Genomic DNA, 13262 nt, shown 5'->3' on the forward strand with positions numbered 1-13262 from the left:
TAATAAAAATTTTCTCATAGGTTATACCTGTATTAAATAAATGGTTGGAACAAATGATGGCAATAAGATTTTGGTAACACAGCAGGTCCCTATTAGAACTGGCTATTGCTGAAATCAAAATAAAAATTGTCTGTACCAAGACATCGAAGGCGTAGTTTACAGGTCAATCGTTTAAGTTATCTTTCTAATAGGTAAAGAAAATGTAAATATTATAACTGTAAGATTAAGTATAGATTCTCTCTAAATACCTGTAATTATTAACACTTCGTCTACAACAGTGTCTAAAAAGGTTACTAGTTTCTTACAAACACATTTTTATTTCATCAAACTGTCATATTTAGACGTCAAAATAGTTTCATTCCAATATAGGGTATCTTGATGCACGGTACTCAAAAACCTTTAGTGTACAATAATCAGATTTTTTCATTATAAATCTGCACTTATAAAACTTATAACTTCTTAGGAGAAACCATGCGTTATTCATTGTTAGCTGTGGCCGTAGCCAGCGTACTTACCTTAACCGCTTGTAATAAATCGAAAGATGATACAGCGAAGATTGATGATACTACAGCAGCAGATGCTAATACTAGTGCACCAGCAGGTTCAGCAACTACAACTCCACAAGGTGAGTTCAAATCTGCTGAAGGTGTTGAAATGAACATCACTGGTGCCGGCGCGTCATTCCCACAGCCTATCTATGTTAAGTGGTCATCTGACTATAATAAAGAAACCAAAGGCCAAGTTAACTATCAATCAATTGGTTCTTCTGGCGGTATTAAGCAAATCATTTCTAAGACTGTAGACTTTGGTGCATCAGATGCGCCTATGACTCCAGAAGAGTTAGCTAAAGAAGATCTTATCCAGTTCCCAACCGTTATTGGGGGTGTGGTTCCTGTAATTAATGTTGAAGGCGTTAAGCCTGGTGATCTTAAATTAGATGGCGAAACTTTAGCCAACATCTATCTAGGAAAAATCACTAAATGGAATGATCCTGCAATTACTGCATTAAACCCTGATCTTACTCTTCCAGATGCGCCAATCACTACAGTATTCCGCTCAGACGGTTCAGGTACTACTTTTAACTTTACTGATTATCTAGCCAAAGTATCACCAGAGTGGAAAGAAAAAATTGGTGTGGATAAAACTGTACAGTGGCCAACATCAGGTTCTGGCGTAGGCGGTAAAGGTAACGAAGGCGTAGCAAGCAATGTAAGCCGTATGCCAAATTCAATTGGCTATGTTGAGTATGCTTATGCTAAACAAAACAAAATGTCTTACGCTGCTATGAAAAATGCTGCTGGTAATATCGTTCAGCCTTCTGCTGAAACGTTTGCTGCAGCTGGTGACATTGACTGGTCAAAACAAGAAGGTTTCTATAAAGTTATTACTAATTCAGAGACAGATCAAGCTTGGCCAATTGCTGCAGCTACGTTCATCTTGGTTCATAAGCATCCTGAAAACCCACAAAAAGTGGCTGGCGTGTTGAACTTCTTTGATTGGGCTTATACTCGTGGTGATCAAGACGCTATGGATCTAGACTTTGTACCATTCTCTGATAAAGCAGTAGCTTTATTTAAAGCTAAGTGGAATGAAGTTGTTGATAAAGATGGCAAGCCAGTTTATACCCCAGCACAATAATCCTTACAGCCTTTGAGGCCACTGAGAAAAGTTTTATTTAATAATTAATAATGAGGCTGTCATGGCAGATCTACATTCCCAGTTAGCAAAGCAAAAGCGTTATGATTTTCTTTTTGTAAATGCTACAAAAGCTTTTGCTATACTGGTATTGTTATCTTTAGGCGGTATTTTAGTTTCATTAATTATTGGTGCATGGCCCAGTATCCAAGAATTTGGATTGGGCTTTTACACGAGTAATGACTGGAATACTGTAGAAGATAAATATGGTGCTTTGGCGCCAATATATGGCACTATTGTTACCTCGGTTATTGCTATCTTAATTGCAGTACCGGTAAGTTTTGGTATTGCCATTTTCTTAACGGAATTATGCCCTGCTTTTTTAAAGCGTCCTTTGGGCATTGCTATTGAGTTATTAGCAGGCATCCCTTCTATAATATATGGCATGTGGGGCCTATTTATATTTGTTCCTTTCTTTAGTGCTCATATTCAGCCATGGGTCATTCAACATATTGCCCCAATACCAGTTATTGGTCAGTTATTTACAGGCGCACCTATTGGTTTAGGGATGTTTACAGCCTCGCTTGTATTGGCAATTATGATTATTCCCTTTATCGCAGCCACTATGCGTGATGTATTTTCAGTCGTACCTGCTCTTCTTAAAGAGTCGGCTTATGGTATGGGTGCTACTACATGGGAAGTCATGTTTAAGATTATTCTACCTTATACCAAAGCAGGTGTTGTTGGTGGAATAATCTTAGGTTTAGGTCGTGCACTTGGGGAAACAATGGCTGTGACCTTCTTAATTGGTAACGCATATAATATCAGCCCAAGTTTATTTACTTCTGGTGTCACTATTACTTCGGCCTTGGCCAACGAGTTTGCAGAAGCTGGTAGTAAATTACATTTATCTTCATTGCTACATTTAGGTCTAATATTGTTTGTTATCACCTTTATCGTATTATCAATCTCAAAACTTATGTTAATGCGTATTGATAAACGAGCAGGCAATTAATTAGCTTACTGAACTTTTAGGTTAATATTTTAATTTTTATATTTATCTTTTAGCGGCTCATGGCCGCTTAAAGTGAATTTATTTAACCATATTAAAAACAATATATATGATTTTGCTAACTATTAAAGGTAGCCAGATAGTCAAGTCAATAGTTATTCACTGTGGCTTTACCAAATTAAATGATTAGCGAAATGGAGAAACTGTTCATGCAATCAGCTGAAGTAAGTGCGCATCAAGGTAGCAAGTTTGAGGACCGTTATAATAGATCTCTTTATAACAAACGTCGTTTTCTAAACCAACTCGGTTTGGGTTTTGCAATTTCGGCAATGGTATTTGGTTTATTTTGGTTAGCTTGGATCCTAATTACTTTATTTATTGAAGGTTTCCAGGCATTAATTGATATGCCAGTGTTTTTAGCTGATACGCCGCCTCCACAAGCTGAAGGTGGTTTGCGTAATGCTATCATAGGTTCGATTATGTTGGCCTTTTCAGGCTTATTTATTGGTGCACCAATTGGAATGATGGCTGGTATTTATTTGGCTGAGTTCTCACAAGGTAGTTGGTTGGGTAAGGTCACTCGCTTCTTGAACGATATCTTACTATCAGCACCTTCTATCGTAATTGGTCTATTTATATATGCGTTAATGGTACAAGGTAAACACTTTTCAGGTTGGGCCGGCTCCTTGGCTTTAGCATTAATTGTAATTCCAGTAGTGGTTCGTACTACTGAGAATATGCTGGACTTGGTTCCAAATACGTTACGCGAAGCAGCTTATGCCTTAGGCACACCCAAATGGAAACTGGTCACTACTGTAACAGTGAAAGCTGCTAGCGTAGGTTTGACTACAGGTGTATTATTGGCGTTTGCTCGTATTGCTGGTGAAACAGCACCATTGCTATTTACAGCTTTCAATAATCCATTTTATAGTACTGATATGAATCAGGCTATGGCGAACTTACCAAATACTATTTACCAGTTTACTTCTAGTCCTTATGACAATTGGCATACCTTAGCATGGGCTGCCGCATTATTAATCACCATGACAGTTCTACTCTTAAACATAGTTGCACGGGTAATCGGTGGTAAAGAACAAATTCACTAGAAAGTCACTAGTATTAATAAAATAATATTGCCCTTTTAGATAAGCCCAAATGTATGGAATAATAGGACTAAATCATGACAGATACAGTAGAGAAAAAAACAGTGGACAAAATTAAGACTAAACCTACTTCAGAAGATAGCTTAATAGGCAAACCAATGAACACTGGGTCTCAGATTGCTCAGCCAGATACCGCTACTTTTAATAAGCAGACGTTGGCTGATATGCCTGCTAATATGCCTAAAGCTAAAATGGAAGTTCGCGATTTAAACTTCTATTATGGTGATTTTAAGGCTTTAAAAAATATTAATATTGATATTCCAGAGAGAAAGGTTACTGCCTTTATTGGTCCTTCAGGCTGTGGTAAATCTACGTTATTGCGTACTTTTAACCGTATGTATGACTTGTATCCTGGCATGCGTGCTGAAGGTCAAATTAATTTGGACAATAAAAATATTTTAGATAAAAATATTGATGTCAATTTACTGCGTGCACGTATCGGTATGGTGTTTCAAAAGCCAACGCCATTTCCTATGTCTATCTATGACAATGTGGCTTTTGGTGTACGTTTATATGAAAAATTAAGCAAATCTGAATTAGATGAACGTGTAGAATGGGCATTAAAGAAATCAGCCCTTTGGCCTGAAGTTAAGGACAAGTTAAAAGCTTCAGGTTTATCTTTATCAGGTGGCCAGCAGCAGCGTTTATGTATCGCACGTGGGGTTGCCACTAAACCAGAAGTTTTATTACTTGATGAACCTACTTCTGCATTAGACCCTATTTCAACTGGTGCCATTGAAGATTTGATCGAAGATTTAAAGCATGATTACACCATAGCCATCGTGACTCATAATATGCAACAGGCTGCTCGTGTATCTGATTATACCGTGTATATGTATCTTGGTGATATGGTAGAGATGGGTGAAACCAATCAAGTCTTTACTAACCCAGCTCAAAAGGCTACAGAAGATTATATTACTGGTCGTTATGGCTAATTTTAAGTAAGTTTACCATTGCGTAATATATTTATAGAAAGCCAGATGCCAATATGTTAAAGGCTTCTGGCTTTTATTATTTTAAGTCATAAGGAAATTATGTATGCCGCTTACTGAAAAGCATTCTTCAAAAAGCTTTGATAACGATCTACATCAGTGTAGTGAGTTGTTTATGACAATGGGTCGTATGGCAGCTGAGCAGGTCACATTAGCAACCCATGCTTTGGTTGATGGTGATGCTGAATTGGCAAAAAAAGTGATTGAAGAAGATGCAGAAATTAATCAAATGGAGATTAAAGTTGACGAATTGTTAGTATTGCTGGTGGCCAAACGTCAGCCTACAGCTAGCGATTTAAGGTTAGTAATGGCAATGAGTAAAGGTGTTGTCGATTTAGAACGTATTGGTGATGAGGCTAGCAAAATAGCACGTATGGCCTATAAACTAATTAAAGAAGGGGTTTCACCTAGAGGCTATTCTGAGGTTCAGCATCTATCTAATCAAGTTCGCGTAATGATGTTAGAAGCTTTAGAAGCTTTCTCACATATGAATCCCGAGAGAGCTTTTACAGTATTGCAAAGCGATGAAACAGTTAATGAAGAGTATCAGTCTGCTAGTCGTTCTTTAATGACTTATGTCATGGAGGACAGTCGTCATGTCTCCAAAGTCATTAATATTTTATGGGTTTTACGAGCCTTAGAGCGCGTTGGAGATCATGCTAGAAACATAGCCGAATTGGTTATTTACTGTACTAGCGGAAAAGATGTACGTCATACAGATTTTATGACGGTAGAGCAAGCGGTACAAGAAGCTTCGAATAATATTGCCTCACGCAATACACCTGAATAATTAGATTGTTATATACCAAAAGGAGAGGTTTTAAATGCCTCTCCTTTTTTCTCGCTCGAAGTTTGATAGATGGTTAATTTTAAACAAACATCGATATAAATACTTATTTATTTATCAGACTCAGGCGTCCATCCTTGAGGCCGCTCATAATCAGTATTATCTAAAAACTTTTCACGTTGTTCGGTTATGAATTTTTTGGCTTCAGGATTAATCATACTTAAATGATTTTCATTAATAAGCATGGTTTGAAGCTCTAACCATTCATCCCAGGCTTTTTTAGACACCGTATTCTGAATTTCTTCGCCTTTTTTATTGGGAAAAGGAGGATTTGGCATTTTGGGCAAATCTTGCTTATATTTACGGCAAAACACCATATTCGCTTTTGGATCAAAAGTAGCTGTCATTGTCCTATCCTATATTTAATAATAAATGTTTAACACTATGTATTTGGTTTTAGCAGGCTTACAACGGTGATTAAGGCTAATTTTAATTAAATTAACTACTGGTTCAGTAAAAAAGTTACGTTAAAAAGGTTTAGTTAACATCGATATTGAATTTAGCCAATCGTTCGCGGCCGCGTTTTACTGCTAGTAAAACTTGATTTGGCGCAGTGCCGCCCAAATGATCACGAGCTGCTAATGAGCCTTCTAGAGTTAGAAACTCAAATACGTCATCACCAATAGCCTCACTAAACTGTTGCAACTGCTCAAATTGTAATTCACTTAGATCAACGCCTTGTTTAATACCTAATGCTACAGCATTGCCAACTACTTCATGAGCATCACGAAACGGCACACCTCGGCGCACTAAATAATCTGCCAAGTCTGTAGCAGTAGCATACCCTTTCATAGTAGCAGCACGCATATTTTCTTTGTTAGGAATTATATTAGGCAACATATCTACAAATGCAATGAGTGACCCGGTTAGGGTATCAACACAATCAAATAAAGGCTCTTTGTCTTCTTGGTTGTCTTTATTATAAGCCAAAGGCTGATTCTTCATTAGCGTTAATAAAGTGATCAATTGACCAAAAACACGGGCAGCTTTACCACGGACAAGTTCTGGCACATCTGGATTTTTCTTCTGTGGCATAATTGATGACCCGGTACAAAAACGGTCTGGGATTTGTACGAAGCCAAACTGTGCTGACATCCACAAGATAATCTCTTCACTCATTCGTGATAAATGCATCATCAAAATAGAAGCGGCAGAAGTAAATTCAATCGCAAAGTCACGATCAGATACAGCGTCTAATGAATTTTGACAAATGCCTTCAAAACCTAGAAGATCGGCTGTAATAGTGCGGTCAATAGGAAAAGTTGTGCCAGCCAGTGCCGCACTTCCTAAAGGCATTTGGTTGATACGACGACGAGCATCGATTAAGCGATCTGTATCACGATTTAACATCTCAAACCAAGCCATAACGTGATGACCAAAGCTAACAGGTTGCGCCGTCTGTAAATGGGTGAAGCCTGGCATGATGGTATCCGTGTGCTGTTCAGCAAGGTTTAATAGACCGGATTGCAATTTCACCAGGAGCTCAACGACATTATCGACTTCTTCACGTAACCATAAGCGAATATCAGTCGCAACTTGATCATTACGGCTACGACCAGTATGTAGTTTCTTGCCTACAGTACCAATAATATCTGTTAAACGAGATTCAACGTTCATGTGTACGTCTTCTAACGCAATAGACCAGTTAAACTCGCCGGCATCGATTTCTTGCTGAACCTGTTTTAAACCGTCAATAATAGTGTCTACTTCATCTTTGCTAAGAATGCCACAACGTCCTAGCATAGTTGCGTGAGCCACAGAACCTTGAATATCATGTTTGGCAAAGCGTTGGTCAAAACCGACAGACGCTGTGAAAGCTGCCACAAAGCTATCTGTGGCTTCACTAAAGCGACCACCCCACATTTGTTGGCCTTGGCCGCTAGTGGGGTTAGGTTTCGTTGATTGAGTTTCAGAAATTGTGTTAGAGTTGTTGGCAGTCATATCAGTCCAAATCCAGTAAAATGCATATAGTAAATAAGGGCAGTATAGCAAAGGACTAGGGCGAGTTACTAGTTAACCCACCCAGTTAACCTAACAGCTACTTATATTTGACTCAACATAACGTCACTGAAAAACCCTGCCATTTATGGTTAAATAGGCACAATATAAGTAAGGCTGTAATTATAATACAGTTAAATAATTAGTCAGTCTTACCCCTCTGTTTATTCAATTAAATCAATTACAGCCGATTAAAAGATAACTATGACCACTTCAGCCCATACCACAATTTTAAAAACCTTAAACATTGCTACTCGTAAAAGCCCTTTGGCCATGTGGCAAGCCGAACATATCAAATCACGTCTTGAGTCATTGTATCCACAGCTTGAAGTTAACCTAGTAACCATGGTCACTCAAGGCGATAAGATTCTTGATACCCCTTTAGCCAAGATAGGTGGCAAGGGTTTATTTGTTAAAGAGTTAGAGCAAGCGCTATATGATGGGCGTGCAGATATTGCCGTGCATTCTCTAAAAGACGTGCCAATGGAGTTGCCTGAAGGTCTCATACTAGGTACTTACTGCAAACGTGAGACCCCTACAGATGCTTTTGTATCAAATACATATGATAGATTAGAAGATTTACCGCAAGGTGCTGTGGTGGGAACGGCCAGTTTACGGCGTCAGTGTCAGATAAAAGCTTTCCGTCCAGATTTACAGATTAAATCTTTACGTGGTAATGTTCAAACACGCTTGGGTAAATTGGATGCAGGTGAGTATGATGCTATTATTTTAGCCACGAGTGGTTTAAAGCGTGTGGAGTTAACGGATCGCATTAAGCAAGAAATTGATATTGAGGTCAGTCTACCTGCCGTAGGTCAAGGTGCCTTGGCAATTGAGTGTCGTGCAGATGATGAGGCGGTATTAAAACTGCTAAAACCACTTAACGATGGTCAAGCTCGTATTCGCTTAAAAGCTGAGCGGGCATTGAACCGTCATTTACAAGGCGGCTGTCAGGTTCCTATTGCCGCCTATGCAGTGATAGAAAAAGACGATAAAGAGGTTCACCAAAAGACCTTATGGCTACGTGGTCGTGTCGGTTCCGAAGATGGTACCACGCTGCTTAAAGCTGATAAACGTATTGAGTTAGCAGGTGACCAAGTGGCACGTGAAGCCGCCGCTGAGCAGTTAGGTATTGAGGTTGCTGATCAGCTATTGTCTTTAGGGGCGGATGCTATTTTAGCGGCCATATATGCTAATAAAAAAGACTAATTTTTTGATTTTACATCTTTAGGCTGCTTTTAAATATGAAGATTAAAATAAACATAAAGTTTAAAATCGGTCATAAATTCAACCAGAGTTAAAGTCGCGTTATGATTTTTATCAATACCCGTCCGACCAATCGTTCCAAGCCGCTTAGCCAGGCGATGCAGAAAAGAGGCCTGACAGTGTTAGAGATGTCGTTATTAGAGTTAGTCCCTGTAGATATTAGTGAGCGCGAGCAACAATATCAGCAAGACTTTTATCAGCAGCCAGACCATTATCAAGCATTGGTTGTGGTCAGTCCTACTGCCGCCCGTATGGGATTGGCTGCTTGTCCTACAGATTTTGTTCCAAATTGTGCGGTCATTGCTGTTGGCCATGCGACAGCACAGATACTTCAAGCTCAAGGCTGGCAAGTTCAATGCCCTGATGAATATAGTAATGAAGGTATGATAAAGATGCCTTCACTAAATTCACTCAGTGCAGGTGATCACCTGTTAATGTGGCGTGGTAGAGGCGGCAGACGAGTTTTGGTAAATTCTTTACAAGATAATGGAGTAGAGGTGAATGCCATAGCTTGGTATCAGCGCCACTGTTCTATTGATGCGCCTACTAAGTTTAAGCAGCTTCAACAGTATCTTTGCAAAATAAAATCTAATAAACGTCCTATTGTTCTAATTAGTAGTGGTGAAGCATTTATAAATTGGCGCCTACTGTTTGCTGGTTTAGAGGCAGATTTAGAGGCAGACTTAAAGCCGCCTACTATTGCGTATCAGTTGGCCGATTTTGATTATCTCACCTTTGGTAAGCGCCTGACAGATACTTTAAGCGACTTGCAATTGAACTGCATAAGAATTGAACATCTTGATGCTGATGAAGTGTGGCGTGGGGTTAAAGTTTTGCAAAGAGCCAAACTTTAAATAGTTTTAATATTTTTAATAGTTTTAACAATTTCGATAGATAGACAATCAATAGCCGTTGATTAAATGGCCATAGCTAAGCTAAATACATCTAAACTAAATACATAATAAAATACCTATTATCATCTATTAATTGCCATAAAAGGCTTATCTCGGAGATATCTGCTAGTGATAACAAACCCTAATTTGGATACTAATTATACAAAGCCTAAAGCTTTATCTAACTTCGCCAGTATCTATGTTCAGCCTGTTATTTGGAATGATATGGACGCTTTTAGTCATGTCAATAATGTGGTTTACTACCGCTATGCTGAATCAGCACGTATCAACTATTTGTATGAAATAGGCGCTTTTACTGATGAAGTAACCACCGTGCTGGCCCAGTCCAGTTGCTCTTACTTAAAGCCGGTGTTTTTTCCAGATACTTTGCTTATCGGAGTTCGTACTAAAAAATTAGGCAATACCAGTATAGTAATGGATTATTGTTATTATAGCCAAGCTCAGCAAACGGTTGTCGCTACTGGCGATTCGGTATTAGTTCGATTAAATAAAGAAGCTACTAACAAAGTAGCTTGGAGCGAAAAAGAGCGTAACGATATATTGACCTTCGAAAAAAGTGCTGGTCACACTCCTGAATTTTAATGTTTTCTTTTTTTAATCGAAAAACCACCGTGCAGTTAGTCCCTGAATTGCCTTCATTGGATAACGTTTTATACCCTCTAGATTGGCAGCAACAAAAATTTGAATCTGCTGAAGCGTTAATATTGTATCTGATTGACAATTTATCGTTTAATCAAAAAGATTTATCTGAAGGCCACTTACTTGATAGTGATAATGATAGTAGTCAAAGCGAGTTGTATTATAAAGATATCAATCTGAAATTTTATCAAAAGCAGTTTAGTCAGTTTCTTTCAAAATATGACGCTTATCAAGATTGGATTAATTTCACAGTATTTGGGCGCTATGTTCAACGTAGCTTCAGTGTTTTTTATCAGCAAACTGAAGATGTGTTTAATGCAGATATGCCGGAAATCCTAAAGCATGAATTGATGCGACATACCCAAAGACTGCCCAAAGGCCAAGTATTATTGGTAGGTGGAAAATTACCTTTATCAGTACGTCGAGATAAAGTCTTGGTCACTACCCTTAATCCCTTTCAGGCATTACTAGATGCTTTAAAAGAAAACTATCATGATTATCGAAAAATAAAGTCAGTTAAGCCGATAGCTTTGTCACCCTTGGTTGTTAATTTTATTACTGCAAGCTCCGATAAGGTTAAAGCCTTTGCGGTCAAACACAATAAGAGAACCTCACAAGGATTACATAATGAGGTGATGATTTTGGACTTTAATCATCTGATATTAGTGCATGAATACCCTTATAAAAATAATGCCCAATCAGCAGTATCATATCTGATTAGACATTACACAATAGGTTAGTTTATAACCAGCGTAATTCATTCAATAAAAAATGAAAATTAATAGCAACTTTATATCCAGCTATTTAGTGCCAAAAATTTTATCCCCAGCATCACCTAAGCCAGGAATAATATAACCATTTTCATTAAGATGACTGTCTAAAGAGGCGGTATAAATCTTGACATCAGGATGCGCTTCATTGACCAAGCGTACACCTTCTGGAGCCGCGACCAAAACTAACGCTTTAATATCACTGCAGCCTTTTTGTTTTAGCATATCAATCGTTGCTACCATTGAACCGCCCGTTGCAAGCATAGGGTCAATAATGAAAGCAGGTCTACGGTCTACATCATCCACCAGTTTTTCAAAGAAAGGTACCGGCTGTAAAGTTTCCTCATCACGCTGTAAACCAACCATTGAAATTTTAGCCGTTGGAATAAGGTCTAATACCCCATCAAGCATACCTAGTCCAGCTCGTAAAATCGGAACAATAGTCACGGTTTTTCCAACGATTTGCTCACCCTTAATTTCAGTATTGTCCCAACCTTGCATTGTAAATTCTTCAATTTCAAAATCACGACAGGCCTCATAAGCCATTAGACGCGCAAGCTCACTAGTTAAAGTGCGGAATTTATAGGTACTACAATCTTTTGCGCGTATTAAGCTTAATTTATGTCGCACTAAAGGATGATTGATAATTTCTATGCTTAGGTTGTTCATAAGACCTCTTTGACCGTCCTTAGGATGTGGACAGCTAATATGAATTTAGAAGGGGGGTCATATTTAATAAAAATATTTAGGGATTTAAGGTAAAAGCATTTTACAAAACAATTATACCAATAAAACAAAATCAACTGATAATTTTACCAAGCAAGATAAGCTTTTTAAGGCTTTAATAGAAGCTAACAATTGAGCAAAAGCCAACTAATTATGTATGACAATTATGATAAATTTATATTGGAGTCCTCATTGACCAACCTTATTGATAAGAACAACGAGATAGCAAATACAGATATTACAAAGATTGAACCCACTATAGAATCTCACCCTTTTGGTCCTGTTTTACCAAGTAACGCTACGATTATGATGATGGGTACCTTCCCACCTACGTCTGATAAGTGGGGTATGACTTTCCACTATCCTAATTTTTATAATGATATGTGGCGTATTTACGGAAGAGTCTTTTTTGATAACGGTGATTACTTCCGTGATGGTAACAATAAAGCCTTCGATCCAGATCGTATCCAAGCATTTATGCAGGAGCGTGGTATTGCCTCGTGTCCCACTGTTAAAAAAGCCATACGTGAACAAGGCAATGCAGCTGATAAGCATTTAATGATTGTCGAAGCAGTTGATTTAGAACAAATACTCGATAAAGTTCCACATGTTCATAGTCTGTTTACTACAGGTGGCAAAGCTACAGAAATTTTAATGGATTTATTAGCTAAGGAACAAGGCAAGCCGATTCCGAAATCTAAAATACCAAAAACCAATCAACATATTGACTATAACTATGCAGGTCGTGAGTTAACTTTATATAGGCTACCTTCTACTTCTAGAGCATATCCATTGTCATTGGATAAAAAGGTTGAAGCCTATCGTAATTTTTTTAAAACGGTGGGAAAGATATGAATAGATAAGGCAAGCAGTCTTGTACACCAACCTTAAAATAAACAAAAGTCGGAATTTTTTTAAATATTGGCTTGACCTTCATTAAATAAACTATATACTTGTGCGCAGTTGAAAGGCAGCGTTTAATATTGATTTATAACAACTAATTCAAATTAAACCAAAAAAAGCCCTTGACACAGATTACAAACTGCGTATAATACGCACCTCATCAAGACAACAAGAACAAGACCTTTAGAGGTTTTAAACTTAGATGACTTGATAAAGAATTTAAAAAAGCTGTTGACAAATATCTTAGATACGATATACTAAACGGCTCGATACTAAGGCTAAGAATTCTTCAGATTGAAGGTAGACTATCCTTTTATAGCATAACTTAATACGGACGACGTAATAAGTCAACTATTTAAAAGCTAGAATCAAAGAACAACTTGTGTGGATTTTTGTT

General features: G+C 38.0%; 13 protein-coding genes. 10 read left to right on the forward strand and 3 right to left on the reverse strand.

The genetic code is table 11. The features are described 5' to 3' along the window. Positions 1-471: 471 nt before the first annotated feature. The 5 genes from pstS (at position 472) to phoU (ending at position 5592) form a co-directional block, all read left to right on the forward strand. On the forward strand, positions 472-1638 hold the full coding sequence (gene pstS, locus QZ265_RS06040; protein ID WP_296404391.1) for a phosphate ABC transporter substrate-binding protein PstS: 1167 nt from the start codon (positions 472-474) through the stop codon (positions 1636-1638). 61 nt (positions 1639-1699) lie between these two features. Next, positions 1700-2650 carry a phosphate ABC transporter permease subunit PstC gene (pstC, locus tag QZ265_RS06045; RefSeq protein WP_296404393.1) on the forward strand — a complete coding sequence of 317 codons (951 nt, stop codon included), beginning with the start codon at positions 1700-1702 and terminating at the stop codon, positions 2648-2650. 206 nt (positions 2651-2856) lie between these two features. Continuing rightward, entirely contained in the window at positions 2857-3753 is an 897-nt protein-coding gene (pstA, locus tag QZ265_RS06050) for a phosphate ABC transporter permease PstA (protein WP_296404395.1), read from the forward strand. 74 nt (positions 3754-3827) lie between these two features. After that, positions 3828-4745 (forward strand): phosphate ABC transporter ATP-binding protein PstB, encoded by a 918-nt coding sequence (pstB, locus tag QZ265_RS06055; protein ID WP_296404397.1) that lies wholly within the window; start codon positions 3828-3830, stop codon positions 4743-4745. A 103-nt stretch (positions 4746-4848) separates the two neighbouring features. Then, positions 4849-5592 (forward strand): phosphate signaling complex protein PhoU, encoded by a 744-nt coding sequence (gene phoU / locus QZ265_RS06060; protein ID WP_296404399.1) that lies wholly within the window; start codon positions 4849-4851, stop codon positions 5590-5592. A gap of 107 nt (positions 5593-5699) precedes the next feature. Here phoU and QZ265_RS06065 read toward each other — a convergent pair whose 3' ends face one another. Then, complete coding sequence (locus tag QZ265_RS06065) at positions 5700-5996, reverse strand: oxidative damage protection protein (protein ID WP_296404401.1); 297 nt, start codon at positions 5994-5996, stop codon at positions 5700-5702. Between the two features lie 130 nt (positions 5997-6126). Beyond that, complete coding sequence (gene argH, locus QZ265_RS06070) at positions 6127-7512, reverse strand: argininosuccinate lyase (RefSeq protein WP_296404414.1); 1386 nt, start codon at positions 7510-7512, stop codon at positions 6127-6129. Positions 7513-7851: 339 nt separating this feature from the next. Between argH and hemC the strand changes: the two genes are divergently transcribed. The 4 genes from hemC to QZ265_RS06090 all read left to right on the forward strand — a co-directional run bounded on the left by hemC (position 7852) and on the right by QZ265_RS06090 (position 11206). Then, positions 7852-8856 (forward strand): hydroxymethylbilane synthase, encoded by a 1005-nt coding sequence (hemC, locus tag QZ265_RS06075; protein ID WP_296404403.1) that lies wholly within the window; start codon positions 7852-7854, stop codon positions 8854-8856. Positions 8857-8957: 101 nt separating this feature from the next. After that, positions 8958-9767, forward strand: coding sequence for a uroporphyrinogen-III synthase (locus tag QZ265_RS06080; protein WP_296404404.1), 810 nt, complete (start codon positions 8958-8960; stop codon positions 9765-9767). A 171-nt stretch (positions 9768-9938) separates the two neighbouring features. Continuing rightward, a complete protein-coding gene (locus QZ265_RS06085) occupies positions 9939-10409 on the forward strand; it encodes an acyl-CoA thioesterase (protein ID WP_296404416.1) in 471 nt (156 codons plus the stop codon). Continuing rightward, positions 10409-11206, forward strand: coding sequence for a hypothetical protein (locus QZ265_RS06090; protein ID WP_296404406.1), 798 nt, complete (start codon positions 10409-10411; stop codon positions 11204-11206). Before QZ265_RS06085 ends, QZ265_RS06090 begins: the two co-directional genes overlap by 1 nt. A 60-nt stretch (positions 11207-11266) precedes the next feature. Here QZ265_RS06090 and upp read toward each other — a convergent pair whose 3' ends face one another. Further along, positions 11267-11905, reverse strand: a complete 639-nt coding sequence (gene upp, locus QZ265_RS06095) for a uracil phosphoribosyltransferase (protein WP_296404409.1) — start codon at positions 11903-11905, stop codon at positions 11267-11269. Between the two features lie 210 nt (positions 11906-12115). Here upp and QZ265_RS06100 point away from each other — a divergent pair, with 210 nt between their 5' ends. Beyond that, positions 12116-12817 (forward strand): DNA glycosylase, encoded by a 702-nt coding sequence (locus QZ265_RS06100; protein WP_296404412.1) that lies wholly within the window; start codon positions 12116-12118, stop codon positions 12815-12817. Positions 12818-13262: the final 445 nt, after the last annotated feature.

Source organism: Psychrobacter sp., from assembly GCF_018260395.1.
GTDB lineage: Bacteria > Pseudomonadota > Gammaproteobacteria > Pseudomonadales > Moraxellaceae > Psychrobacter.